This is a genomic window from Micromonospora sp. WMMC415 (assembly GCF_009707425.1).
Lineage (GTDB): Bacteria > Actinomycetota > Actinomycetes > Mycobacteriales > Micromonosporaceae > Micromonospora.
In genome coordinates, this window is record NZ_CP046104.1 from 1,775,134 (window position 1) to 1,800,644 (window position 25,511).

The following is a 25,511-nucleotide window of genomic DNA, read 5'->3' on the forward strand; positions in this document are numbered from 1 at the left end:
CGGGCGCGGTATCGGACTGCCATCAGCGGTGCGGCGTGCCAGAGTAGACCCGATGTCGTTCGTCACCCCCGATCAGCCCAGCCGACCCACGGAGGTGGGCCCGCGGCCACCCGGGCGCCCCGGGGCGGCCCGGCGGATCCCCGCACCGCGCGCCGGCGAGCCGCCCCGCCGCCGGCCGCCCCTCGCCGTCGCCGCCGGGGTCGCCGCCGCCGGGGCAGCGTTCACCTCCTGGCTGCCGGTCGCGGTGGTGCTCTGGCTCGTCCAGCTCAGCGAGGGGGCCGCGACCGTGCCGGGTGCGGTCCGTGCCGGGCTGGCCGGCTGGCTCCTCGGGCACGGTGTCCCGTTGACGACCGACGCCGGGCCGCTCGGTCTCGCCCCGCTCGCCCTGACCTTGCTCGCCGTCTGGCGGCTCACCCGCGCCGGAGTGCACACCAGCCGCGCGATCGGCGCGCGCGGCAGCCGCTCCCCACGGCGGGCGCTCGTCGCCGCCGGCGCGGTCGGTGTCGCGTACGCCGTGCTCGGCGTGCTCGCCGCGCTGCTGGTGGCGGCCGGCGGGCCGGGGGTGTCGCCGGTGCGGGCGGGGCTGACGCTGGCCGTCGTCGGCACGCTCGCCGCCCTGGTCGGCGCCGCCCGCACGACCGGCGTCGCCCACCTGCTCGCCGAGCGGGCGCCGCTGCCGCTGCGCGACGGAGTTCGGGCCGGCCTGGTCGCCGGGCTGCTGCTGCTCGCGGCCGGGGCCGGTGCGGCGGGCCTCTCGGTGGCGACCGGGGGTGGTGACGCGGCCGACCTGATCGGGGCGTACCGGACCGGAGTGGCCGGCCAGGCGGGCATCACGCTGGTCAGCCTGGCGTACGCCCCGAACGCCGCCGTCTGGTCGGCCAGTTACCTGCTCGGTCCCGGTTTCGCCGTCGGCACCGACACGGCCGTCCGGACGAGCGAGGTGTCAGTGGGCGCGCTGCCGGCCGTGCCGCTCGTGGCCGGGCTTCCCGGGGGGCCGGTCGACGGGCCCGCCACCGCGCTGCTCGCGATACCGGTGCTGGCCGGCATGGTGGCGGGCTGGTTGCTGGCCCGCCGGGTGTTCCGGCTCGCCGCAGACGAGAAGGCGCCGCTGCCCTGGGCGCCCCTGCTCCGGCGGGCGGTGCTGGCCGGGCCCGTCGCGGGCCTGCTGGCCGGCCTCGCCGCGGCGGCCTCCGCCGGGCCGCTGGGCGGCGGCCGACTCGCCGACATCGGCCCGGTGCCGTGGCACGTGGCGGCCGTCGCGACCGCGGTGACCGGGGTCGGCGTGCTGCTCGGTGCCGCCGCCACCCGGGTCCTCTCCCGCCCCTGAGCCCGCCGGCCGCCCTGGGCCGCCGCCCGCTCCGGTCCGGCCGTGCGGTCCGGCCACGACGCTCCGCCGGCAGGACCGCGAGTGTCACCCGCCGGCGCGAGCGGTCCCGGGACGGCGGCGGGGGCGCCCGGATCGTCCGGGTGCCCCCGCCGGAGCTGTCACGGGTACGCCGATCACGGCCCGGACAGGCCGAACCCGACGACTGTGAGGGCGCCCCAGGCCAGGCCCAGCACCGCGCCGAGCGCGCCGCAGACCATGCCGGCGACCGCCTGGCCCGGGTTGCCCGCCAGCCCCTGGTCGCCCTTCTGCTTCCCGAGCCAGCCGGTCACCAGCGCGGCCACGCCCAGCGGCAGGCCGAGGTGACAGCAGACCAGCGGGACCGACGCGATGCCGAGGATCATGGAGATCAGCCCGAGCGTGTTCTGCTGTCCCCGCGGAAAGGGGTAGCCCGCGTTCGGGTACACCGGCGTCCCGCCGTACGGGTCGTGCGGCGGCGGTGCGGTGGGATCCGTCGGTGATGGACCGTACGGATCGGGGCCGGGCCGCATGTGGGACGTCCCGTCCGGTCAGAGGCTGTTGGCGGTGCTGCCGCTCAGCGCGAAGGAGGCCAGGCAGCACAGGATGGTGACGCCCCAGATGACGATGCCGACGATGAGCGCCCACTTGGACCACTTCTTCGACTCCGCCGCGGCGGCCTGGGCGCCCGCGTAGTCACCCTGCTGGAGCAGCGGGTTGACCTTGCTGGCGTTGATGATGGCGGGGATGGCCAGCGGCCAGAACAGGAAGATCGAGACGATCGACATCGTCATGTTGTTGTCGACCGGGGCCGGCTGCTGGGGCGGGTATCCGGGCTGCATCTCTGGTCACTCCTCAACGGGGGTCGACGCCGGGGCGTCGGATGGTGACGGCCGGGCACGCGCCGGCCAGAGCGACCGGCAGCGTACCCGGTTCGTGCCAGTCAGGGCGTCGGTGACCGGCCCGCCGCCCACCGGCTGGACGGCGTCGCCGTCCCGATAGGGTTGTCCGGTGACCGAGCCCGAGTCCGTCGCCCGCATCGTCGTCCTCGTCTCCGGCTCCGGCAGCAACCTCCAGGCACTGCTCGACGCCGGCGCCGACCCGGCGTACGGAGCCCGGGTGGTCGCGGTCGGCGCCGACCGGGACGGCATCGCGGGGCTGGACCGCGCCGCCGCGGCGGGGGTGCCGACGTTCGTCGAGCGGGTCAAGGCCCACCCGAGCCGCGAGGACTGGGACGCCGCCCTCACCGCGCACGTGGCCGAGCACAAGCCGGACCTGGTCATCTCCGCCGGTTTCCTGAAGCTGGTCGGCCCGCATTTCCTCGCCGCCTTCGGCGACCGCTACCTCAACACGCACAACACGCTGCTGCCGGCGTTCCCCGGCATCCACGGGCCTCGCGACGCGCTCGCCTACGGCGTCAAGATCACCGGGGCCACCCTCTTCTTCGTCGACGCCGGGATGGACACCGGCCCGATTGTCGCGCAGGTCGCCGTGCCGGTGCTCGACGACGACGACGTGGAGACGCTTACCGAGCGCATCAAGGAAGCCGAGCGGCGCCAGCTCGTCGAGCAGGTGGGCCGCCTGGTCCGCGAAGGTTGGACGATCACCGGAAGAAAGGTCACGGTTCCGTGAGTTCCAGTCAGGACGAGCGCCGCCCGATCCGGCGGGCGCTGGTCAGCGTCTACGACAAGACCGGCCTGGTCGAGCTGGCCCGGGCGCTGCACGACGCCGGCGTGGAGATCGTCTCGACGGGGAGCACGGCCTCGGCCATCGCCGGTGCGGGCGTGCCGGTGACCGCGGTGGAGTCCGTGACCGGTTTCCCGGAGATCCTCGACGGCCGGGTCAAGACGCTGCACCCGAAGATCCACGGTGGCCTCCTCGCCGACCTGCGCAAGGAGTCGCACGCGGCGCAGCTCACCGAGCACGGCATCGCCGGGATCGACCTGCTGGTCTCCAACCTCTACCCGTTCCAGGCCACCGTCGCCTCCGGGGCCAGCCAGGACGAGTGCGTCGAGCAGATCGACATCGGCGGGCCCGCGATGGTCCGGGCCGCCGCCAAGAACCACGCCTCGGTCGCGGTGGTGACCGACCCAGCCGCGTACCCGGTGCTCCTGGCGGCCGTGCGGGCCGACGGGTTCACACTGGCGCAGCGCAAGGCGCTCGCGGCCCGCGCCTTCGCGGTGATCGCCGACTACGACGTGGCCGTCGCCGAGTGGTGCGCGAAGGAACTCGTCGAGGATGCCGCCTGGCCGGAGTTCGCCGGCCTGGCACTGAGCCGGCAGGCCGTGCTGCGCTACGGCGAGAACCCGCACCAGGCGGCCGCCCTCTACGCCGACCCGTCCGGCCCGGCGGGGCTCGCCCAGGCCGAGCAGCTGCACGGCAAGGAGATGTCCTACAACAACTACCTCGACGCGGACGCGGCGTGGCGGGCCGCGAACGACTTCGCCGACCAGCCGGCGGTGGCGATCATCAAGCACGCGAACCCGTGCGGCATCGCGGTCGGCGCGGACGTGGCCGAGGCGCACCGGAAGGCGCACGCCTGCGACCCGGTCTCGGCGTTCGGCGGCGTGATCGCGGTGAACCGCCCGGTCAGCGCCGAGCTGGCCCGGCAGGTCGCGGAGATCTTCACCGAGGTGGTCGTCGCGCCGGAGTTCGAGCCCGGTGCCGTCGAGATCCTTCAGGGGAAGAAGAACATCCGGCTGCTGCGGGCACCCGCGTACGCCCCGCTGCCGGCCGAGTGGCGGCAGGTCACCGGCGGTGTGCTGGTGCAGATGCGGGACCGGATCGACGCCGAGGGCGACGACCCGGCGACCTGGCGCCTGGCCACCGGCGAGGCGGCCGACGAGGCGACCCTGCGCGACCTCGCCTTCGCCTGGCGGGCGGTGCGGGCGGTGAAGAGCAACGCGATCCTGCTCGCCAAGGACGGCGCGACCGTCGGCGTCGGCATGGGCCAGGTCAACCGGGTCGACTCGGCCCGCCTGGCGGTGGACCGGGCCGGCGCCGAGCGGGCGCGCGGGGCGGTGTGCGCCTCCGACGCGTTCTTCCCGTTCGCCGACGGCCCGAAGATCCTCATCGACGCGGGCGTGCGGGCGATCGTCCAGCCCGGCGGCTCGATCCGGGACGAGGAGACCATCGCGGCCTGCAAGGAGGCCGGCGTGACCATGTACCTGACCGGCACCCGCCACTTCTTCCACTGACGGCCCCGACGTGTCCTGTTAAGAAGGGCCCCTTCCACAACGCGAGGCGTTAAGAAGGGGCCCTTCCTTACGTACGGAGCTCGGCGAAGTGGCAGGCCGACGGGTGCGGGTCGGCGGCGCGGGGCACCGCGGCGGGGTCCTCGGCGGCGCAGACCTCCTGGGCCTTCCAGCAGCGGGTGCGGAAGTGGCAGCCGCTCGGCGGGTTCGCCGGGCTCGGCACGTCGCCGACCAGCCGGATCATGTTCCGGTTGTCGCGCTGCTCCGGATCCGGCACCGGCACCGCCGACAGCAGCGCCTGGGTGTACGGGTGGGTGGCGCGCTCGTAGATCTCGTCCTCGGTGCCGATCTCCACGATCCGGCCCAGGTACATCACCGCGACCCGGTCCGAGATGTGCCGCACCACCGACAGGTCGTGGGCGATGAAGATGTACGAGAGCCCGAGCTCGTCCTGGAGTTGCTCCAGCAGGTTGATCACCTGGGCCTGGATCGACACGTCCAGGGCGGACACCGGCTCGTCGCAGACGATGACCTCGGGCCGCAGCGCGAGCGCGCGGGCGATGCCGATGCGCTGCCGCTGGCCGCCGGAGAACTGGTGCGGGTACCGGTTGATGTGCTCGGGGTTCAGGCCGACCACGTCCAGCAGCTCCTGCACCCGTCGCTGCCGGCTGCCCTTCGGGGCCGCCTCCGGGTGGATCTCGAACGGCTCGCCGATGATGTCGCCGACGGTCATCCGCGGGTTCAGCGACGTGTACGGGTCCTGGAGCACCATCTGCATGTTGCGGCGCAGGCGGCGCAGCTCGGCGCCCGAGGCCTTGAACAGGTCCCGGCCCTCCAGGGTCGCCTTGCCGGAGGTCGGCGTCTCCAGGCGCATCAGCAGGCGGGCCAGGGTGGACTTGCCGCAGCCGGACTCGCCGACGATGCCGAGCGTTTCGCCGCGGCGCAGCTCGAAGCTGACCCCGTCGACCGCCTTGACCGCGCCGACCTGCTTCTGGAACACGACGCCCCGGGTGATCGGGAAGTGCTTGACCAGGTTCTCGACGGCGAGGATCGTCTCGCCCCGGACCTTGGTCGGGCTAGCGGGCGCTGTCATCACGGACCTCCTGCGCGAAGTGGCACGCGCTGGTCCGGCCGTCGCCGAGGACCAGGTCGTGCGGCACGACGTCCACGCAGACCTGCTGGACGTACGGGCACCGGGGGTGGAACGGGCAGCCGGACGGAATCCGCATCAGGTTCGGCGGCAGACCCCGGATCGTCGACAGCTGCTGGCCGCGGACGTCCATCCGCGGAATCGACTCCAGCAGCCCCTTGGTGTACGGGTGGGCGGGCGCCCGGTACAGCGACCGCACGTCGGCGTGCTCGACGATGCGGCCCGCGTACATGACGGCGATCCGGTCCGCGACGCCGGCGACCACGCCGAGGTCGTGGGTGATGAGGATCATCGCCATGTCGAGGTCGCGGCGCAGGTCGGCGAGCAGGTCCATGATCTGGGCCTGCACCGTCACGTCCAGCGCCGTGGTCGGCTCGTCGGCGATGAGGACCTTGGGGTTCATCGCCAGCGCCATGGAGATCATGACGCGTTGCCGCATGCCGCCGGAGAACTGGTGCGGGTAGTCGCCGAGCCGGTTGGCGGCGGCCGGGATCTTCACCAGGTCCATCAGCTCGATCGCGCGGCGGCGGGCGTCCGCGCGGGACATGCCAGCGCGCTGGCGCAGCGTCTCGCCGATCTGCCAACCCACCGGGAAGGTCGGGTTCAGCGCGGACAGGGCGTCCTGGAAGATCATCGCGATCTCCTTGCCCCGTACCTGCCGGCGCTGCTCCTCGGACTGGGTGAGGAGGTCCCGGCCCCGGTAGAGGATCTGGCCGGAGCGGATCACCGCGGGCGGGGTGTCGAGGATCCCCATGATCGCCTGGGCGGTGACGGACTTGCCGGAGCCGGACTCGCCCAGGACGGCGAGGGTCTCACCGGCGTCCAGGTGGTACGAGACGCCGTTGATCACCTTCGCCACGCCCTCGGTGGTGCGGAACTCGACGTGCAGGTCCCGCACCTCGAGCAGGTGACCGCCCTCCGGGGTGGGGGAGGCCGGGGTGGGGTGGACAGCGGACTGGGTCATGAGAGCCTCACCGGAGCTTCGGGTCGAAGGCGTCACGGATCGCGTCGCCGAGCATGATGAACGCCAGGACGGTCAGCGCGAGGAAGGTCGACGGGACGATCAGTGGGGTCGCCGACTCCCGCATGTGCACCCGGCCGTTGTTGATGTCGATGCCCCAGGAGATCGTCGGCTCCCTCAGGCCGATGCCGAGGAAGGACAGCGTCGCCTCGGCGGCGATGAACGAGCCGAGCGCGATGGTCAGCACCACGACGGCGGGGGCGAGCGCGTTGGGCAGGATGTGTCGCCACATGATCCGGCCGTTGCTCGCGCCGAGCATCCGGGCGGCGGCGACGTAGTCCTGCTCCTTGGCGGTGATCACCGACGAGCGGACCACCCGGGCCGCCGTGGTCCAGCCGAGCACCGCCAGCACGAAGATGACGGAGGCGATCCGGACCGTCGAGCTGTCGCTGGCGACCCGCTTGAGCAGGACGATCGCGGCGAGCAGCAGCGGGATGCCGAGCACGATGTCGATCACGCGGGAGAGGATCGCGTCGACCCATCGGCCGAAGTAGCCGGCGAGCATCCCGACGGTGAGCGCGACCAGCCCGGTGAGCAGCGCGGAGAGTGCGCCCACCAGGAGCGAGGCGCGGGCGCCGTACACCGCCCGGGCGTAGGTGTCGCAGCCCTGGAAGTCGTACCCGAGGATGGCGCCGCCGGACGGCGCGGCGTGCTGCCGCGCGAGGACGCAGTTGGTCGGGTCGTTGCCGGTGAACAGGCCGGGCACCGCGGCCATCGCGGTGACCAGCACGACCAGCGCGAGGCTGATCCAGAAGATCGGCTTGCGGCGCAGGTCGCGCCAGGCGTCGCCGGCCAGGCTACGGGGACGGCCGGTGACGGTCGAGGTGCCGCCGACCTGGTTCGGGGCGCCCGGCTCGCCGGAGGGCCCCCGCCGTGCGGCCTGGTCCTCCGACGCCGCCACGGTTTCGAAATCACTCATAGCGGATCCTCGGGTCGAGTACGGCGTACAGGACGTCCACCACCAGGTTGGAGATGAGGTAGACCACGACCAGCACGCTGACGATGCCCACCACCAGCGGACCGTCCTCGGTGCGGATGCCGCGGAAGAGGTTGAAGCCGACACCGGGGATGTTGAACACGCCCTCGGTGATGATCGCGCCGCTCATCAGGTTGCCCAGTTCGACGCCGAGGAAGGTGACGACCGGGATGAGCGAGTTGCGCAGCACGTGGATCCCGACGATGCGCCGCTTGACCAGGCCCTTGGACCGGGCGGTGCGGACGTAGTCGGCGCGCAGGTTCTCCGCCACCGAGGTCCGGGTCAGCCGCAGCGCGGTGGCCAGGGAGAGCGAGCCGAGCACGATGCCGGGCAGGAGCAGCGCGTACAGGTCGGGCTCGGCGCCGGCGGTGGGCGGGAAGAGCTGCCACTTCACGCCGAGGAAGTACTGGGCGAGGGGGGCCAGCACGATCGTCGGGATGCCGAGCACCAGCAGGGTCAGCAGCAGCGTCGAGTTGTCGAAGATGCTGGCCCGCCGGATGCCGGCGAGCACGCCCGCGGTGACCCCGAAGAGGATGGTGACCGCCATGGCGATGAGCGCCAGCTTGATCGTCACCGGCCAGGCGGCGGCGAGGATGTCGCCGATCTGCCGTCCGGTGAGGGACTGGCCGAGGTCGCCCTGGAGCAGGTTGGTGACGTAGTCGAAGTAGCGGTAGAAGAAGCCGTCGATCCCGGTCTTGTCCAGGTGGAACTTCTCCGTCAGATATGCCCGCTGGGCGGCGGTGACCGGGCGCTCGCCGGCGAGCGCCTGGATCGGGTCGCCCTGACCGGCGAACATCAGCGCGTAGACGATCAGCGTGGTCCCGAAGAACGCGAGGACCATCTGGAGCAGTCGCCGCAGAATGAAGCGGAACATACTAGGAAGTCTCTCTGAAAAAGGGCGAACAGGAAGGCGGGTCGGACCACCGGCTGGCAGTGGCCCGACCCGTCGCGCCGTGTGTTACTGAACGGCCTCGATCTTCACCAGGTCGACCCGGTCGAAGAGATCCATCTCCACGTTCGTGACCTTGGTCGAGTGACCGAAGCTGTTCTGGCCGAACCGGAGCGGGATCACCGGCATGTCCTTGGCCAGAAGGTCCTCGGCCTGCTGGTACTTCTTGATCGCCTCTTCCTCGGTGGCCGCCGCCGAACCCTCGGCGACCAGCCTGTCGAACTCCGGGTTGCTGTAGCCGTAGTAGTTCGACGAGCCGGTGGTGCTGTACAGCGGGCCGAGGTAGTTCTCCATGGACGGGTAGTCCATGATCCAGCCCATCCGGAACAGGCCGACCGGCTGCTTCGCCTTGACCTTGGTCAGCAGGTCCGCGAACTTCGGCTCGGCGGTGCCGACGCAGTCCACGCCCAGGTTGGCCTTGAGCTGGTTACAGGTGGCGTCGACCCAGTCCTTGTGGCCGCCGTCGCCGTTGTACGAGATCTCGATCCGGCTCGGGCCGCCCGCGGCCTGGTACAGCGCCTTCGCCTTGGCCGGGTCGAACGTGCCGGCCGCACCGATGGTGTTGTCGCGGTAGCCCGCCACGACCGGGGAGACGAAGGAGCGCGCCGGCGTCTGCGAGTCCTTGAAGATCGACTTGGTGATCTCCTCGCGGTCGATCGCCATCGAGATCGCCTTGCGCACGTCCGGGTTGCTGAACTCCTTCTGGTACGTCGGGAAGGAGAGGAACTGGAACGACGAGGCGGGGCTGGTCTTGAACCGGTCGCCCAGGTCGGTCGACGCGGTCGACAGGTTCTCGGTCGGGATCGTCTTGATCACGTCGAGGTTGTCCGACAGTACGTCGGCGTACGCCGCGGTCAGCTGCTGGTAGATCCGGAACTCGACGCCGGCCACCTTCGGCTTCTCGCCGGGGAAGGCGTCGTACTTCTCGACCTCGACCTTGGCGTCGTGCTGCCAGGTGCCCTTCATCTTGAACGGGCCCTGCCCGATCGGGGCCTGCTCGTAGCCCTCGGCCAGCACGCCCGGCGCCGAGAAGGCGGCCTTCGGCAGCGGGTAGAAGGCGGTGTAGCCGAGCATGGTCTTGAACTCGGCGTACGGCTGCGACAGCGTGACGGTGAAGGTCAGGTCGTCGACCTTCTTCAGGCCGGACATCGTCCTGGCCTTCGGCTGCTCGCCCTGCAGGTCCTCGTACCCGGCGATCTTCTCGAAGAAGTAGCTCGAGTTCTGGCCGTTCGGGGCGTACGCGCCGTAGTTCCACGCGTCGACGTAGTTGTCGGCGGTCACCTTCTCGCCGTTGTGGAAGGTGTAGCCGTCCTTCAGCTTGATCGTCCAGGTCGTGTTGTCCTCGGACGTCACCGACTCGGCCGCCACCTCGTACGCCTTGTTGGCCTCGTCGTACTCGACCAGCGGGCTGAACAGGGCGGCGAGCACCTGCGAGCCACTCGTCTCGTTGGTGTTGGTCGGCACCAGGTGCTGCGGCTCGGCGATCTCGATCCGCACGGCCGCGTTGGGGTTGGTTCCGCCGGATCCGCCGTCGCCGCCCGAGCCGCAGGCCACCAGGCCCAGGGTCACCGCGAGCGGGAGAGCGGTCCAGGCGGCGAGCCTACGAACGCGCATGAAGTCTCCTAGTCTCCTCACACTGCGCAGTCAGGCCCGACGCTGGGTTTACGCTGCGCAACGATGGGCAACGGTAGGTCGCACAATCGCGATCGACAACGATGCCGTTGCGAACCGATAACGGGGGGTAGGGGCAGGGCTTGCGTCCGACCCGTAGTCCTGGTAGAACGTCGAGGCCTTGCAGGGCGTCGCACCAGCGTTAACGGTCGGCGGGCCGCGTTGCGTGCCGGACCCGTCCGGTGTCGTTGCGAGCTGTCCGCCCGGTCGTCCCGATCCTCCCCGCCGCGCCGCCGCCGTCGGGTTGACGGCCGTTGAGCGACCATCAAAAGTCACACACGGTGACCAAGGCCACGTCACACACCGTCACGTCGTTTACTGGCGTGGGCGGTGCGGCGGCGGCTGGCCGGGTCGTCGGCCCGCGGGGGGCCGGGCGTGAGACGATCTGGGCGTGACGGCGACGCTTCTGGACGGCAAGGCGACCGCGGCCGAGATCAAGGACGAGCTGCGGGCCCGGGTGAAGGCTCTGGCGGAGCGGGGCGTCACGCCCGGGCTCGGCACCGTCCTGGTCGGCACCGACCCCGGCTCCCAGGCGTACGTCAACGGCAAGCACCGGGACTGCGCCGAGGTGGGCATCGCCTCGATCCGGCGCGAGCTGCCGGCGGACGCCACCCAGGAGCAGGTCGACGCCGTCCTCGCCGAGCTGAACGCCGACCCGGCCTGCCACGGCTACATCGTCCAGCTGCCGCTCCCCGCCCAGCTGGACACGCAGCGGGTGCTGGAGCTGATCGACCCGGACAAGGACGCCGACGGCCTGCACCCGGTGAACCTGGGCCGGCTGGTGCTCGGCTACCCGGGCCCGCTGCCCTGCACCCCGTGCGGCATCGTCGAGCTGCTCCGCCGGCACGACGTGGCGCTGCGCGGCGCCAAGGTCGCCGTGGTCGGCCGGGGCAACACGGTGGGCCGCCCCCTCGGGCTGCTGCTCACCCGGCGCAGCGAGAACGCCACCGTCACCCTGTGCCACACCGGCACCCTCGACCTCGCCTCGCACACCCGCGCCGCCGACATCGTGATCGTCGCGGCCGGCGTACCCGGACTGCTCACCGCCGACATGGTCACGCCCGGCGCCGTCGTGGTCGACGTCGGGATCACGCGGGTGATCGGCCCCGACGGCAAGGGCCGCTACACCGGCGACGTCGACCCGGAGGTGGCCGAGGTGGCCGGCGCCCTGGTCCCGATGCCCGGCGGCGTCGGACCGATGACCCGCGCCATGCTGCTGACCAACGTGGTCGAGCGGGCCGAGCGCGACTGAGGCGTCCCCACCCATCAGGTGCAAACCGTCCGCCCCTGGCCGGATCGGTGCCAGGATGGCTGATACGGTCCGGAAAACCGACTGGTATCAGGGAGTGGGACGACCATGGGTAAGAAGGTCACTGTCGTCGGGGCCGGCTTCTACGGCTCCACCACCGCACAGCGCCTGGCCGAGTACGACGTCTTCGACACCGTCGTGATCACCGACATCGTGGAGGGCAAGCCCGCCGGCCTCGCCCTGGACCTCAACCAGTCGCGCGCGATCGAGGGCTTCGAGACCAAGGTCGTCGGCGTCACCACCGGCCCGAACGGTGAGGGTTACGAGGCCATCGAGGGCTCGGACGTGGTCGTGATCACCGCCGGCCTGCCCCGGAAGCCGGGCATGAGCCGGATGGACCTGCTGGAGACGAACGCCAAGATCGTCCGCCAGGTCTCCGAGAACGTCGCCAAGTACGCCCCGAACGCCGTGGTCATCGTCGTCTCCAACCCGCTGGACGAGATGACCGCGCTCGCCCAGCTCGCCACGCAGTTCCCGAAGAACCGGGTGCTCGGCCAGGCCGGCATGCTGGACACCGCCCGGTTCACCAACTTCGTGGCCGAGGCGCTGGGCGTACCGGTGAAGTCGGTCCGGACCCTGACCCTGGGCTCGCACGGCGACACCATGGTGCCGGTGCCGTCGAAGAGCACCGTGGACGGCAAGCCGCTGCGCGACGCCATGCCGGCGGAGCAGATCGAGGAACTGGTCGTCAAGACCCGCAACGGTGGCGCCGAGGTCGTCGCGCTGCTGAAGACCGGCTCCGCGTACTACGCCCCGTCGGCGGCCGCCGCCCGGATGGCGAAGGCCGTGGCGGAGGACTCCGGCGAGGTCATGCCGGTGTGCGCCTGGGTCGACGGCCAGTACGGCATCTCCGGCGTCTACCTGGGCGTGGAGGCCCAGATCGGCGCCGAGGGCGTCAAGCGGGTCGTCGAGACCGACCTGGACGCCGACGAGCTGGCCGCCCTGAAGGAGGCCGCCGAGGCCGTCCGCGCCAAGCAGGCCGACGTCGCCAACATGTGAGCTGACCGATCCCGTGGAGGGCCGCCGGCGACGCCGGCGGCCCTCCGCCGTTCCCTGCGCCGTACGCAATGCCGCCCTCGCCGCTGCCGCCGGGCGACCGCCGTGATAGACCCAGGGGTACGGCTCAGTGGCACGCGGCGACGCCTGCCAGTGACCTTCGCGCCGCCCGCCCCGACCTGGGGGCGAGGCCGCCTGGGGGCCGCCGGCCAGTTTCCAGTACGCTCGTACTGCTTGAGCACGTGTCCCCCGAGAGGAGCGCCGGCCGATGGCGAAGATCAAGGTAAACAACCCGGTCGTGGAAATCGACGGCGACGAGATGACCCGGATCATCTGGAAGCAGATCCGGGAGCAGCTGATCCTGCCGTACCTCGACGTCGACCTGCACTACTACGACCTGTCGATCCAGCACCGTGACGAGACCGACGACCAGGTCACCGTCGACGCCGCCAACGCCATCAAGGAGCACGGCGTCGGCGTCAAGTGCGCCACCATCACGCCGGACGAGGCCCGGGTGGAGGAGTTCGGCCTCAAGAAGATGTGGCGGTCGCCGAACGGCACCATCCGCAACATCCTCGGCGGCGTGGTGTTCCGCGAGCCGATCATCATGTCGAACGTGCCGCGGCTGGTCCCGGGCTGGACCAAGCCGATCATCATCGGCCGGCACGCCCACGGCGACCAGTACAAGGCCACCGACTTCGTCGTCCCCGGCCCGGGCACGGTGACCATCACCTACACCCCGGCCGACGGTTCCGCCCCGGTCGAGATGGAGGTCGCCAACTTCCCCGGCGGCGGCGTCGCGATGGGCATGTACAACTTCGACGAGTCGATCCGGGACTTCGCCCGCGCCTCCATGCGCTACGGCCTGGACCGTGGCTACCCGGTCTACCTGTCGACCAAGAACACGATCCTCAAGGCGTACGACGGCCGGTTCAAGGACATCTTCGCCGAGGTCTTCGAGAACGAGTTCAAGGCCGAGTTCGACGCCGCCGGCATCACCTACGAGCACCGGCTCATCGACGACATGGTCGCCGCCGCGCTCAAGTGGGAGGGTGGCTTCGTCTGGGCCTGCAAGAACTACGACGGTGACGTCCAGTCCGACACGGTGGCGCAGGGCTTCGGCTCGCTGGGCCTGATGACCTCGGTGCTGATGACCCCGGACGGCCGCACCGTCGAGGCGGAGGCCGCGCACGGCACCGTCACCCGGCACTACCGGCAGTGGCAGAAGGGCGAGAAGACCTCCACCAACCCGATCGCGTCGATCTACGCGTGGACCCGTGGCCTGGCCCACCGGGGCAAGCTGGACGGCACGCCGGCGGTCACCGAGTTCGCCAACACCCTGGAGCAGGTCATCGTCGAGACCGTCGAGGGCGGCCAGATGACCAAGGACCTCGCGCTGCTCATCTCCCGGGACGCCCCGTGGCTGACCACCGACGAGTTCATGAACGCGCTGGACGAGAACCTGGCCCGCAAGCTCGCCTGACTCGTGTGTAAGGAAGGGCCCCTTGTTAACGCCTGGCGTTGTGGAAGGGGCCCTTCTTAACGCCCTCGAACAGGGTGGACGGCGTGTCGGGCAGGCGACACGCCGTTTTGCGTCACTTTGCCCGGCGCGCCTCGTTGACCTGGGTGGACGAGATGCCAGTCACGTCCAGGAAGGTTGACCGCGGTCGCCTCGCGACATGCGTGCCGATCAGCCAGCCTTCCCGGCTGTCGTGCGCAGCCAGCCGTCCCTTCCCAGCGGGGGGCCCTGTCCCGGGCCCCCCGCGCCCTGTCCCGGGCCCCCCGCGCCCTGTCCGGTGACCGGCGCTCGTCCAACAAGGTGTTAACAAGGGGCCCCTCCTCTACCCGAGGCGTTAAGAAGGGGCCCTTCCTTTCACGCCGAGCGGAGGAGTTCGGCGGCGCGTTCGGGGGCGATGTCGTTGATGAACACGCCCATCCCCGACTCCGACCCGGCCAGGTACTTCAGCTTGTCCCTCGCCCGCCGGATGCTGAACAGCTGAAGGTGCAGGTGACCCAGGTCCCGGTCGAGGCGGACCGGAGCCTGGTGCCAGGCCGCGATGTAGGGCATCGGCAGGTTGAACAGCCCGTCGAAGCGGCGCAGCAGGTTCAGGTAGAGCGGCCCGAAGGCGTCCCGCTCCGCGTCGGTGAGCGCCGGGATGTCCGGCACCGGCCGGTGCGGCGCCACGTGCACCTCGACCGGCCACCGGGCGGCCGCCGGGACGTACGCCGTCCAGTGCTCGTTGCCGGCGACCACCCGGTCCCCGGCGGCGCGTTCGGCGGCGAGTACGTCGGCGTACAGGTTGCGGCCCCCGGTGCGGTCGGCGTGCCGGCGGGCGGCGGTCAGCATCGCCCGGGTCCGCGGCGTCACGAAGGGGTACGCGTATACCTGCCCGTGCGGGTGGTGCAGCGTCACGCCGATCTCGACGCCCCGGTTCTCGAACGGGAAGATCTGCTCCACGCCGGGCAGTTCGCCCAGCGCCGCGGTCCGGTCGGCGAGCGCGTCGAGCACCGTCCGCACCCGGCGTGGGGTGAGGTTGCCGAACGAGGCGTTGTGGTCGTCCGTGAAGCAGACCACCTCGCACCGGCCCTGCCCGGGCCGGACCGGGGTGAACGGCGTGATCTCCGCCGGTTCCTCGGCGATCCGGCCGCTCAGCGACGGGAAGCGGTTCTCGAAGACCACCACGTCGTAGTCGGGGGCCGGGATCTCGCTGAGCCGGTCGGCGGTGGACGGGCAGAGTGGGCACTGGTCGGCCGGGGGGAGGAAGGTGCGGGTCTGCCGGTGCACGGCGACCGCCACCCACTCGTCGGTCAGCGGGTCGTAACGCAGTTGCGACGCCGGCGGGGGCGGCGGCAGCTCCCGGCGGTCGGGCTGGTCGCGGACGGCGTCGTCCCGCTCGTCGAAGTAGATCAGCTCCCGGCCGTCGGCCAGTTCGATCGCGGTGCGCTTCACTCCGCCTCCCCTCCACTCGTCGGCGTGGTCCGGCCCGTGCCACTGACGACCACCAGTTCGCCCACCTGCCCGTCGAGTACCTGCCGGGCGTCGGGCGGCAACCGGTCGTCGGTGACCAGGACGTCGGCCGCCGAGAGCTCGACGATCGACGAGAGTCCGACCGTGCCCCACTTCGTGTGGTCGGCGAGCACCACGAGGCGGTCGGAGGCGGTCACCAGGGCCCGGTCGGTCTCGGCCTCCATCAGGTTGGGCGTGGTGAACCCGGCCCGCTCGGTGATCCCGTGCACGCCGAGGAACAGCAGGTCCAGGTGCAGCGAGCGGATCGCGCCGACGGCGAGCGGCCCGACCAGCGCGTCCGAGGGCGTACGGACGCCGCCGGTGAGCACCACCGTCTGGTCCGGACGGCCCCCGGCGTGCAGGATCTCGGCCACCGGCAGGGAGTTGGTCACCACGGTGAGGCCGGGCACGTCGACCAGGCGGCGCGCCAGTTCGGCGGTGGTGGTGCCGGCGGAGAGGGCGATCGCGGCGCCGGGCCGGACCAGGTCCACGGCCCGGCCGGCGATGGCGGCCTTCTCGGCGAGCTGGCGCACCGACTTGGCGCGGAACCCCGGCTCGTCCGTGGAGCCGGGCCCGGCGACCGTCGCGCCGCCGTGCACCTTGGCCAGCAGCCCGCGCTCGTGCAGGAGGTCGAGGTCGCGTCGGATGGTCATGTCCGACACGCCGAACTCGGCTGCCAGCTCGGTCACCCGTACCCCGCCGGCGGTGCGTACCCGGTCGAGGATGGCCGCCTGTCGCTGCTGCGCCAGCATGCGCCGCACCTCCGCGCCTGTCACCGCGCACTCTCACGCGGTCGAACGTGTTCGAACAAGAATGAACACTAGCGCGCGGGAGTCACCCACGAAAGGGAAGGGGGTGCTTACACGGTCGGGTGGCGGGGCTCGACCCAGCCCGTCTCGGTCAGGTGGTGCAGCACCGACTGCACCGCCTCGTCGACCGACAGATCGGTCGTGTCGATCACCAGGTCGGCGTCGGCCGGCTCCTCGTACGGGTCGTCGATGCCGGTCATCCCGCTGAGCAGGCCGGCCCGGGCGCGCGCGTACAGACCCTTGCGGTCCCGCTGCTCGCAGACCTCCAGCGGGGTGGCGACGTGGATCAGCAGGAAGCCCGCCCCGGCGGTCAGCGCCATCTCCCGGGCGGTGGCCCGGGCCTGCGCGTACGGGGCGATCGGGCAGCAGATCGACACCCCCCGGTGCCGGGCGATCTCGGCGGCCACCCAGCCGATCCGGCGGACGTTCGCGTCGCGGTCGGCCTTGCTGAAGCCCAGGCCGGCCGACAGCTCCCGGCGGACGACGTCGCCGTCGAGCAGGGTGACCGTCCGTTCGCCCTGCTCGCGCAGCGCGTCGGCCAGACCCCGGGCGATGGTGGACTTGCCGGAACCGGACAGGCCGGTCAGGAAGATCACCAGACCCCGGTAGCGCCGGGGCGGGCGGGCACGGACCAGTTCCTTCGCCACCGCCGGCGGCGTGTGCCACTCGGGCAGCGGGAAGCCCCGGTCCAGCAGGTCGTCGATCTCCGCCTGGCTCAGTGCCAGCCGCCGGTTGCGGGGCGGAATGTCCTCCCGCCAGCGCCACTGCCCGTCCCGGTTGTCGTAGGCCAGCTCACGGGGCACCAGCACCCGCAGCCCGGCGCCGGAGAGCATCTCGCCGGTGGAGAGCAGGTGGGTCACCCCGTACGCCGCCGACACCCGGGCCCGCAGCAGCGCGTCGCTGATCTCCTCCCGGCGGCGGGACAGCGGCACGGCGACCAGCGTCGCCGGGGGCATCCGGTCCCGGGCGGCGAAGACGCTGCGGACGAGCGCCTCCGGCGGCAGCCCGCCGCCGCCGTCCTCGCCGACCGGGATCAGCACGAGCAGGTGGGCGCCGAGGGTACGGGCGGCGTGCGCGATCTGCGCGAGTTGCGGCCGGTGCAGCGGGCGGTCGGCGATCACCCCGAGCACCCGCCCCGGGGGCAGCAGCGCGCGGACCTCCTCCGGGGTGCGGCGCAGCCGCTGGAACGGCCCGTGGCCCCCGTCGCCCAGCCGGCGCACCGGCCCGCCGACGCCTGCCACCCCGTCGCGGACCGGCCACGCGTCGGTCACCTCCAGCGCGGCCACCGGAGCGCCCTCGCCGTCGGTCAGCACCAGCGTGCGGCGCGCCGGGTCGCGCACGTCCAGCCCCTGGGCGAGCGCCGCGGGCACCTGAAGGGTCACCGGCACGGGCCAGGGCGAGCCGTCGGCGAGGCGGCTGCGCCGGCTCACCGACACCAGGTCGGCCCGGGTCATGAACCCGGTCAGCGGCGTGTACGCCCCGGTCAGCAACAGCTCCAGATCCGCCAGCTCACCGGGGCGCGGCGTGTACGCCGGCGCGTCCCGGAGCAGCTCGTCCGGCAGCACCCAGCCGTTGCTCATCGAATCCCCCAACCCGCCTGACCGGCACACAGTTTCTCAGCCCACACCGGGATCGGTCGAGTGCCACTCCCGGTGTCGGGGGGAGACGCGGGTGACCGGCGCGACGGATCCCGGGTGACGGCCCGGTGGCGGGACGGTGACCGGTCAGGCCGGGGTCAGCGGCGCCGCGCCGAACGACACGGCGAACCGCTTGCACCAGATCGACACGCTGGTCAGATCGTCCAGGGCCAGGTCGGCCGGGATGTCGTACGCCTGGTCGCCCCGGTTGCCCTTGAGCCGGCCAAGCTCCACCCAGCGGCCGTCGTCGAACACCCGCCACCCGGCGGTGCCCTCGCGGACCGGCTGGTCGGTCAGCCAGACCCGCAGGTCCGGACCGTTGGAGGTGTCCAGCCCGACCAGCTCCAGCCGCAGCCGGCCGTCGGCGGTGCGGACGATCCGGGCGGTGCCGGTGGTGTCGTGCTCGTGGGTGACGAACTCACCACTGCGGACGATCACCGGGCCCGCCGGGGCGGTGATGGTGGGGCCGGACGGCCCGGTGCCGGCAGCGGACGGCGGTGCCGCGGTCGCCACCACGGCCAGATCGTCGTCCACCTCGGTGTCGGTGACCAGCTTCCAAGGCTGAAACCACCAGAGACCGAACGCGGCACCGGCGGCGAGCACGGCGACCGCGACCCAGGTGAACGGGGCGCGCAGCAGTCGGAGGAACATGCCGCGCATTCTTCCGGACCGGAACCGCCCGAGGGATTACCGGAGCCTTACCCCGGTACCCCTAGTGGGCGGATCAGGGGCGCGCCGGATGCCCCGGGGGTGCGTGACCTGCCTAGGCTGTCGGCGTGACACTCATCGCGACCGAGTCGCTGACCAAGACGTACGGGGGTGGGGTCACCGCGCTGGCCGACCTGACCGTCGCGGTCGAGCCCGGGATCATCGGCCTGGTCGGCGCGAACGGCGCCGGCAAGTCGACGCTGATCAAGATCCTGCTCGGCCTGCTCCCGCCCACCAGCGGGCGGGTGCGGGTGCTCGACCTGGACCCGACCACCCAGTCCGACCAGGTGCGCGCCCGGGTCGGCTACATGCCCGAGCACGACGCCCTCCCGCCGGACCTCAGCGCCGCCGAGCTGGTCACCCACCTCGGCCGGATGAGCGGCCTGCCCCGCACCGTCGCGCGGGAACGCGCCAGCGAGGCTCTGCGGCACGTCGGTCTCTACGAGGAGCGGTACCGCCCGGTGGGCGGCTACTCGACCGGCATGAAGCAGCGCGTCAAGCTCGCCCAGGCGCTCGTGCACGACCCCGACCTGCTGCTGCTCGACGAGCCCACCAACGGCCTCGACCCGGCCGGCCGGGACGCCATGCTCGCGCTGATCCACCGGATCGGCACCGAGTTCGGCATCTCCGTGCTCGTCTGCTCGCACCTGCTCGGCGAGGTGGAACGGATCTGCGACACGCTGGTCGCCATCGACGGCGGCCGGCTGCTGCGCGCCGACCACATCTCCGCGATGACCACCGCCACCGACATCCTCGCGGTCGAGGTCAGCGAGGGCGCGGAGGAGCTGGCCACCCGGCTGGCCGCGTACCGCCTGCCGGTGAGCCGGGAGGGGCGCCTGCTGCTGGTCCCGCTCGCCGACGACGCCACCTACGACCTGATCCTCGGCGCGGTCGCCGAGCTGGACCTGCCGCTGCACCGGCTGGACCAGCGCCGGCACCGGGTGGCCGAGCTGTTCGCCACGAGGGAGCCCAGCCATGTCTGAGCCGGCCGGTGTCATCCACGACATCGGGTACCAGCGTTACACCGGCCCCCGGCTGGGCCGCGGTGCCGTGTTCGGAGCCCTGTACCTGCACGGCCTGCGGACGGTCTTCGGCTTCGGCCGCACCGCCAAGGCCAAGATCTTCCCCTGGCTGGTGGTGGGCATCGTGACGCTGGTGGCCGCCGGCGCCACCGCGGTGCGCAGCCAGATCGGCGAGGTCGTGATGACGTACGCGCAGTTCGCCGACAACATGAGCTGGCTGGTCATCTTCTTCGTCGCGGTGGCCGCCCCCGAGCTGGTCAGCCGGGACCTGCGCAGCGGCGTCCTGCCGCTGTACTTCTCCCGGCCACTGCCCCGGTCGGACTATCCGCTGGCCAAGCTGCTCGCCCTCGTCACCGCGCTCTGGCTGCTGCTCGGCGGGCCGCAGCTGGTGATGTTCCTCGGTGCCGCCTTCACCACCAAGGAGGGGATGCGGGGCGTCTGGAATGAGCTGCTCGACCTGCTGCCGGGCCTGCTCTACGCCGGCCTCTGGGCAGTGGTCTTCGCCTCGATCGGCCTGCTGGTCGCGTCGCTCACCGGCAAGCGGGCGTTCGCCGCCGGCGGGATCGTGGCGGTCTTCCTGATGACCACGCCGATCGTCGGCATCCTCTCCATCCTGCCCTCGCGGGCGGTCAACGAGCTGGCCTTCCTCGCCTCGCCGTCGACCCTGGTGGGCGGCGTGGGCACCTGGGCGCTGGGCGACCTGCTGGTGCCGGCGGGTCAGGACGTCGACATCCCGATCGGTGACTTCGGCCCGGTCTACGCCCTCGCCGCCGTGCTCCTCGTCGCCACCTGCGTCACCCTGCTGCTGGCCCGGTACCGGAAGGTGGCCGCCCGATGAGCGCGATCAGTGCCGAGCGGACGCCGGCCCCCACCCGCACGACGAGCACCCTGGAGCTGGCGGGCGTCTCCCGCTGGTACGGCAACGTGGTCGCCGTCAACGACGTCAGCATGTCCCTCGGCGCGGGCGTCACCGGCCTGCTCGGCCCGAACGGCGCCGGCAAGACGACCCTGCTGCACATGATGGCCGGCTTCCTGTCGCCGTCGCGGGGCACGGTGACGCTGGACGGATCGCCGACCTGGCGTAACCCCGAGGTCTACCGGCGGCTGGGCCTGGTCAGCGAGCGGGAGGCCGTGCACACCTTCCTCACCGCGTACGAGTTCGTGCTCGCCAGCGCCAAGCTGCACCGGCTGCCCGATCCCGAGGGTGCGGCCCGCCGGGCGATCGCCCTGGTCGAGCTGGAGGACGCGCAGTCCCGCCGGATCGGCACGTACTCGAAGGGTATGCGGCAGCGCGCCCGGGTGGCCGCGGCGCTGGTGCACGACCCGCAGGTGCTGCTGCTCGACGAGCCGTTCAACGGCATGGACCCGCGCCAGCGGTTGCACATGATGGACCTGCTGCACCGCCTCGGCGCCGCCGGCCGGACCATCCTGTTCAGCTCGCACATCCTGGAGGAGGTCGAGCAGGTCTCCGGCACCGTCCAGGTGATGGTCGCCGGCCGGCTCGCCGCCTCGGGCGACTTCCGGACCATCCGGCGCCTGATGACCAACCGGCCGCACGTCTTCGCGATCCGGTCCACCGACGACCGGGCCCTGGCGGTGGCGCTGATGGCGGAGCCGTCGGTGACCGGCGTGGAGCTGGGCCGCACCGGGCTGACCGTGCGGGCCGGCGACTACGGCGCCTTCACTCGCGCACTGCCGAGGATTGCCCTGGCCCGGGGCATCCGCGTCCGGCAGCTCGTGCCCGAGGACGAGTCCCTGGAGAGCGTCTTCTCCTACCTGGTGGAGGCCTGATGTCTACCGTTTCCTGGATCACCGCGCGTGGACTGTTCGGCCGTCGCCGCTTCCTGCTGCTGCTCCCGCTGCCGGCGTTGCTGGTGCTGCTCGCCGTGCTGTCCCGCTCCCTCGGGGTGGACCCGGGCGAGTGGGGCCCGCCGGTGCTGGTCGGCCTCGGGCTCGCCGTGGTGCTGCCGGTGGTCGCCCTGATCGTCGGCACCGGCGTGCTCGGCGCCGAGATCGACGACGGCACCGTGGTGCACATCCTCACCAAGCCGCTGCCGCGCTGGCAGATCGTACTGCCGAAGCTCGCGGTCGCCGCCGGCGTCACCGCGGTCACCGTCGCCGTGCCGCTCTACGTCGCGGGCGTGCTCGCCCACTCGGTACGCCTCGGCCTCGCGCTCGCCGCCGCCGCGGCTGTCGGGGCGCTGGCGTACTGCGCGTTGTTCGTGGCGCTCAGCCTGGTCACCCGGCGGCCCGTGCTGCTCGGCCTGGTCTACGTGCTGATCTGGGAGGGGCTGCTCGGCAACTTCGTCAGCGGCACGAAGGTGCTCTCCATCCAGCAGTACGTGATCGCGCTCGCCGACCGCTTCGCCCCGACCGAGCTGCTCGCCACGGACGTGTCGGTGCCGGTGGCGACCGTGATGAGCGCGCTCATCGCGGTGGGCTTCACCGCCCTGGCGATCGACCGCCTGCGCTCGTTCAGCGTGGCCGGCGAAACGAGCTGACGTGCAAGGAAGGGCCCCTTCTTAACGCCACCGGTAGAGGAAGGGCCCCTTGTTGACACTCGCACCAGCCGCGTCGGCGGCACCTGTTAACAAGGGGCCCTTCCTATGCACCAGGCGTTAAAAGGGGGCCCTTCCTTACACCTCAGAAGGCGCAGGCGATGACCAGCTCGGGGGTGCGGTCGGGGAGGAGGTCGAGCTTGCCGATCCGGCCCGCCGCCTTCAGGTCGTCGGCGACTACGGTGAGCTGGTCGAGCAGTGCGGCCGGGCCGAGCGCCTCGGCCAGCGGCACCTCCGCCTTCATCGACAGCTTCCGCTCCGACTTGGCGCGGCGCACCTGGCTGAGCGCGTCCCCGGCGAGGCGCAGCAGCTCCGGGTCACCCTCGCCGGAGATCGCCCGCCCCACCTCGTACGTGGTGGGCCACGGCGCGCGGTGCACCGAGCCGTACCGCCACCAGGACCACACCTCCTCCGTCGCGAACGGCAGCACCGGGGCGAAGAGCCGCAACTGCACCGAGAGCGCGCCGGCCAGCGCCGCCCGCGCGGAGTCGGCCCCCGGCCCGCTGCCGTAGGCGCGTTCCTTCACCAATTCGATGTAGTCGTCGCAGAACCGCCAGAAGAACGCCTCCGCGGCCTGCAACGCCGCCGTGTGGTCGTACGCCTCGAACGCGGCCGTCGCCGTGGCGACCACCCCGGACAGGTCGGCGAGCATCGACCGGTCGAGCGGCTCGGTCGCCGCGGCGCGCAACGCGTCGGCGGCGCCCAGCCCCAGGGCGAACCGCGACGCGTTCAGCAGCTTTGTGGCCAGCCGCCGGCCCACCTTGATCTGCGCCGGATCGAAGGCGAGGTCGGTGCCGGGCCGGCCGTTCGCCGCCCAGTACCGGACGGCGTCGGCGCCGTGCTCCTCCAGCAGCGCCATCGGGGTGACCACGTTCCCCTTGGACTTGGACATCTTCTTGCGGTCCGGGTCGAGGATCCAGCCGGACAGCTCCGCGTCCCGCCACGGCAGCACCCCGTGCTCCAGATGGGACCGGACCACCGTGGCGAACAACCAGGTGCGGATGATCTCCTGCCCCTGCGGGCGCAGGTCCATCGGGAACACCCGGCGGAACAGGTCCGGGTCGGTCTCCCAGCCGCCGACGATCTGCGGGGTCAGCGACGAGGTGGCCCAGGTGTCCAGCACGTCCGGGTCGCCGACGAAGCCGCCCGGCGTTCCGCGCTGCGAATCGTCGTACCCGGCGGGCGCGTCGGTGGACGGATCGACCGGCAGCGCCGACTCGTCCGGTGTGAGAGGGTGGGACCAGTCCGGCTCGCCAGCGTTGTCGAGCCGGTACCACACCGGCACCGGCACCCCGAAGAAGCGCTGCCGGCTGACCAGCCAGTCACCGGTCAGGCCCCCCACCCAGTGGTCGTAGCGGTGCCGCATGTGCTCCGGCACCCAGCGCAGCTCCCGCCCCCGGGCCAGCAGCTCCGCGCGCAGCTCCGGATCCCGGCCGCCGTTGCGCAGGTACCACTGCCGGGTCGACACGATCTCCAGCGGCCGGTCGCCCCGCTCGTAGAACTTGACCGGGTGGGTGATCGGGCGCGGCTCGCCGACCAGATCGTTCGCGTCGGCCAGCAGCTGCACGACCGTTCGCCGGGCGCCGTTGACGGTCTGCCCCGCGAGCGCCGCGTACGGCTCCGCCGGCACGCCGGCCGGCGCCTCCGGCAGCAGCCGGCCGTCCCGGCCGATCACCACCCGCGTGTCCAGGTGGAGCTCGCGCCACCAGGTCACGTCGGTCAGGTCACCGAACGTGCAGATCATCGCGATGCCGGTGCCCTTGGCCGGGTCCGCCAGCGGGTGCGCGCGCACCGGCACCTCGACCCCGAAGACCGGGGTACGCACGACCGCGCCGACCAGGTCCGCGTACCGCTCGTCACCGGGGTGGTGGACCAGCGCCACGCACGCCGGCAGCAGCTCCGGTCGGGTGGTGTCGATCAGCACCTCCCGGCCGCCGGGCCCGTGGAAGCGCAGCCGGTGGTACGCGCCGGGCCGCTCCCGGTCCTCCAGTTCCGCCTGGGCGACGGCGGTGGCGAAACCGACGTCCCACAGCGTCGGTGCCTCCGCCTGGTACGCCTCGCCCCGCGCCAGGTTGCGCAGGAACGCCCGTTGGCTGGTCGCCCGCGCGACCCGCCCGATCGTCGTGTACGTCAGCGACCAGTCCACGGACAGGCCGAGGCGCCGCCACAGCGCCTCGAACACCTGCTCGTCGGCCACGGTGAGCCGCTCGCAGAGCTCGATGAAGTTGCGCCGGGAGATCGGGGTGGGGTCCTTGCGCGCGGCGTCGTCCACGGGCGCGTCCGGTGGCACCCAGGCCGGGTCGTACGGCAGGTCCGGGTCGCAGCGCACCCCGTACACGTTCTGCACCCGGCGCTCGGTCGGCAGGCCGTTGTCGTCCCAGCCCATCGGGTAGAACACCGTGCGACCGCGCATCCGCTGGAACCGGGCCACCAGGTCGGTGTGGGTGTACGAGAAGACGTGTCCCATGTGGAGCTCGCCGGATACGGTCGGCGGCGGGGTGTCGATCGCGTACACGTCCGAACGCTTTCTGCCGCGGTCGAACGCGTACGTGCCCTCCTCCTGCCAGCGGCGCGCCCAGGTCTCCTCGAGCCCGTCCAGGGTCGGACGCTCGGGGACGCCGGCGCGGGCCGTCCTCGCCGTATCAGTCATCCGTCGATGGTAGGCAGCGACCGCCCGCCGGGCAGCGGATTACCCGGCGGGGCGCACGTCGGGGGTCCGTCGCCGACCGGGGCACCGACGGGTGCCGCACGAACAGCGGGCCACGGGTGGCCAGCTGGAGGCCGAGGGTTCCACCGGTCCGGGCGTTCGCCCGGTCGAGGATGGTGGAGACCGGCGCGTGGACGTTGCGCTCGTCGGGGTTGGTGCAGGGGCCGCTGCCCGGTCCCCGTACGAGACGATGCCGACCGCCCTGCCGTCCGACTCGGTGAACAGCGGGCCGCCGCTGTCGCCCGGCCGGGCGCAGATCCGCACCTCGATACCGCCATTCGCCTTGCCGGTGACCTCGCCGCACCGGGTGCCGAGCAGGTAGCCCGCCCCGGCGCCGGAATCCGTACTTTTCTCCGGGCTTCGGCGTGTAGGCGGAGCCGGTCGCGCAGACCACCCAGCCGACCTGCACGGCGCTCGCCGGCACCAGACCGGTGACGGCGACGTCCCGGCTCCGG

22 protein-coding genes and 1 pseudogene are annotated in these 25,511 nt (G+C 72.1%); 10 read left to right on the plus strand and 13 right to left on the minus strand.

The genetic code is table 11. The features are described 5' to 3' along the window. Window positions 1-52: 52 nt before the first annotated feature. On the plus strand, window positions 53-1,327 hold the full coding sequence (locus GKC29_RS08715) for a DUF6350 family protein (protein ID WP_155330335.1): 1,275 nt from the start codon (window positions 53-55) through the stop codon (window positions 1,325-1,327). A gap of 173 nt (window positions 1,328-1,500) precedes the next feature. Here the strand turns inward: GKC29_RS08715 and GKC29_RS08720 are convergent. Both GKC29_RS08720 and GKC29_RS08725 read right to left on the minus strand, forming a co-directional pair. Further along, window positions 1,501-1,869: pseudogene (locus GKC29_RS08720) on the minus strand (DUF4190 domain-containing protein); the annotation flags it as partial. A gap of 24 nt (window positions 1,870-1,893) precedes the next feature. Then, a complete protein-coding gene (locus tag GKC29_RS08725; protein WP_155330336.1) occupies window positions 1,894-2,184 on the minus strand; it encodes a CD225/dispanin family protein in 291 nt (96 codons plus the stop codon). Between the two features lie 169 nt (window positions 2,185-2,353). Here GKC29_RS08725 and purN point away from each other — a divergent pair, with 169 nt between their 5' ends. Together purN and purH are read left to right on the plus strand one after the other, a co-directional pair. Further along, window positions 2,354-2,974, plus strand: coding sequence for a phosphoribosylglycinamide formyltransferase (gene purN / locus GKC29_RS08730; RefSeq protein WP_155330337.1), 621 nt, complete (start codon window positions 2,354-2,356; stop codon window positions 2,972-2,974). Continuing rightward, on the plus strand, window positions 2,971-4,539 hold the full coding sequence (gene purH, locus GKC29_RS08735) for a bifunctional phosphoribosylaminoimidazolecarboxamide formyltransferase/IMP cyclohydrolase (RefSeq protein WP_155330338.1): 1,569 nt from the start codon (window positions 2,971-2,973) through the stop codon (window positions 4,537-4,539). The genes purN and purH overlap by 4 nt, the downstream gene beginning before the upstream one ends. Before the next feature lie 67 nt (window positions 4,540-4,606). Here purH and GKC29_RS08740 read toward each other — a convergent pair whose 3' ends face one another. From GKC29_RS08740 to GKC29_RS08760, 5 genes are all read right to left on the minus strand, one after another. After that, complete coding sequence (locus GKC29_RS08740) at window positions 4,607-5,629, minus strand: ABC transporter ATP-binding protein (protein WP_155330339.1); 1,023 nt, start codon at window positions 5,627-5,629, stop codon at window positions 4,607-4,609. Further along, window positions 5,613-6,650 (minus strand): ABC transporter ATP-binding protein, encoded by a 1,038-nt coding sequence (locus tag GKC29_RS08745; RefSeq protein ID WP_155330340.1) that lies wholly within the window; start codon window positions 6,648-6,650, stop codon window positions 5,613-5,615. The genes GKC29_RS08740 and GKC29_RS08745 overlap by 17 nt, the downstream gene beginning before the upstream one ends. A gap of 7 nt (window positions 6,651-6,657) precedes the next feature. After that, on the minus strand, window positions 6,658-7,626 hold the full coding sequence (locus tag GKC29_RS08750) for an ABC transporter permease (RefSeq protein ID WP_155330341.1): 969 nt from the start codon (window positions 7,624-7,626) through the stop codon (window positions 6,658-6,660). After that, window positions 7,619-8,557 (minus strand): ABC transporter permease, encoded by a 939-nt coding sequence (locus tag GKC29_RS08755; protein ID WP_155330342.1) that lies wholly within the window; start codon window positions 8,555-8,557, stop codon window positions 7,619-7,621. Before GKC29_RS08755 ends, GKC29_RS08750 begins: the two co-directional genes overlap by 8 nt. Window positions 8,558-8,641: 84 nt before the next feature. Beyond that, a complete protein-coding gene (locus tag GKC29_RS08760) occupies window positions 8,642-10,246 on the minus strand; it encodes an ABC transporter substrate-binding protein (RefSeq protein WP_155330343.1) in 1,605 nt (534 codons plus the stop codon). A gap of 448 nt (window positions 10,247-10,694) precedes the next feature. On the opposite strand from GKC29_RS08760, the gene GKC29_RS08765 reads away from it, so the two are divergent. The 3 genes from GKC29_RS08765 to GKC29_RS08775 all read left to right on the plus strand — a co-directional run bounded on the left by GKC29_RS08765 (window position 10,695) and on the right by GKC29_RS08775 (window position 14,091). After that, window positions 10,695-11,555 carry a bifunctional methylenetetrahydrofolate dehydrogenase/methenyltetrahydrofolate cyclohydrolase gene (locus tag GKC29_RS08765; protein WP_155330344.1) on the plus strand — a complete coding sequence of 287 codons (861 nt, stop codon included), beginning with the start codon at window positions 10,695-10,697 and terminating at the stop codon, window positions 11,553-11,555. 105 nt (window positions 11,556-11,660) lie between these two features. Beyond that, window positions 11,661-12,611, plus strand: coding sequence for a malate dehydrogenase (gene mdh, locus GKC29_RS08770; RefSeq protein ID WP_155330345.1), 951 nt, complete (start codon window positions 11,661-11,663; stop codon window positions 12,609-12,611). 265 nt (window positions 12,612-12,876) lie between these two features. Further along, entirely contained in the window at window positions 12,877-14,091 is a 1,215-nt protein-coding gene (locus GKC29_RS08775; protein ID WP_155330346.1) for an NADP-dependent isocitrate dehydrogenase, read from the plus strand. Between the two features lie 390 nt (window positions 14,092-14,481). Here the strand turns inward: GKC29_RS08775 and galT are convergent, their stop codons facing one another. The 4 genes from galT to GKC29_RS08795 all read right to left on the minus strand — a co-directional run bounded on the left by galT (window position 14,482) and on the right by GKC29_RS08795 (window position 18,712). After that, the gene (gene galT / locus GKC29_RS08780) at window positions 14,482-15,558 is read right to left on the minus strand and encodes a galactose-1-phosphate uridylyltransferase (protein WP_155330347.1); all 1,077 of its coding nucleotides are present in this window, start codon (window positions 15,556-15,558) and stop codon (window positions 14,482-14,484) included. Continuing rightward, window positions 15,555-16,367, minus strand: coding sequence for a DeoR/GlpR family DNA-binding transcription regulator (locus GKC29_RS08785; RefSeq protein ID WP_155330348.1), 813 nt, complete (start codon window positions 16,365-16,367; stop codon window positions 15,555-15,557). Before GKC29_RS08785 ends, galT begins: the two co-directional genes overlap by 4 nt. 107 nt (window positions 16,368-16,474) lie before the next feature. Beyond that, window positions 16,475-18,004: an adenylyl-sulfate kinase gene (gene cysC / locus GKC29_RS08790; RefSeq protein ID WP_155330349.1), complete on the minus strand. Its 1,530-nt coding sequence runs from the start codon at window positions 18,002-18,004 to the stop codon at window positions 16,475-16,477. Between the two features lie 144 nt (window positions 18,005-18,148). Continuing rightward, on the minus strand, window positions 18,149-18,712 hold the full coding sequence (locus GKC29_RS08795; RefSeq protein WP_155330350.1) for a DM13 domain-containing protein: 564 nt from the start codon (window positions 18,710-18,712) through the stop codon (window positions 18,149-18,151). Between the two features lie 125 nt (window positions 18,713-18,837). On the opposite strand from GKC29_RS08795, the gene GKC29_RS08800 reads away from it, so the two are divergent. From GKC29_RS08800 to GKC29_RS08815, 4 genes are read left to right on the plus strand one after another with little or no spacing between them, the layout of a single operon-like run. Continuing rightward, on the plus strand, window positions 18,838-19,752 hold the full coding sequence (locus GKC29_RS08800; protein WP_155330351.1) for an ABC transporter ATP-binding protein: 915 nt from the start codon (window positions 18,838-18,840) through the stop codon (window positions 19,750-19,752). After that, window positions 19,745-20,629, plus strand: coding sequence for an ABC transporter permease (locus tag GKC29_RS08805; protein WP_155330352.1), 885 nt, complete (start codon window positions 19,745-19,747; stop codon window positions 20,627-20,629). The genes GKC29_RS08800 and GKC29_RS08805 overlap by 8 nt, the downstream gene beginning before the upstream one ends. Continuing rightward, on the plus strand, window positions 20,626-21,582 hold the full coding sequence (locus GKC29_RS08810) for an ABC transporter ATP-binding protein (protein WP_155330353.1): 957 nt from the start codon (window positions 20,626-20,628) through the stop codon (window positions 21,580-21,582). Before GKC29_RS08805 ends, GKC29_RS08810 begins: the two co-directional genes overlap by 4 nt. Then, window positions 21,582-22,292 (plus strand): ABC transporter permease subunit, encoded by a 711-nt coding sequence (locus GKC29_RS08815; RefSeq protein ID WP_155330354.1) that lies wholly within the window; start codon window positions 21,582-21,584, stop codon window positions 22,290-22,292. Before GKC29_RS08810 ends, GKC29_RS08815 begins: the two co-directional genes overlap by 1 nt. A gap of 142 nt (window positions 22,293-22,434) precedes the next feature. Here the strand turns inward: GKC29_RS08815 and valS are convergent, their stop codons facing one another. Together valS and GKC29_RS30530 are read right to left on the minus strand one after the other, a co-directional pair. Then, window positions 22,435-24,999: a valine--tRNA ligase gene (gene valS / locus GKC29_RS08820; RefSeq protein ID WP_155330355.1), complete on the minus strand. Its 2,565-nt coding sequence runs from the start codon at window positions 24,997-24,999 to the stop codon at window positions 22,435-22,437. 39 nt (window positions 25,000-25,038) lie between these two features. Next, a complete protein-coding gene (locus GKC29_RS30530) occupies window positions 25,039-25,320 on the minus strand; it encodes a trypsin-like serine protease (RefSeq protein ID WP_370463323.1) in 282 nt (93 codons plus the stop codon). Between the last annotated feature and the right edge of the window lie 191 nt (window positions 25,321-25,511).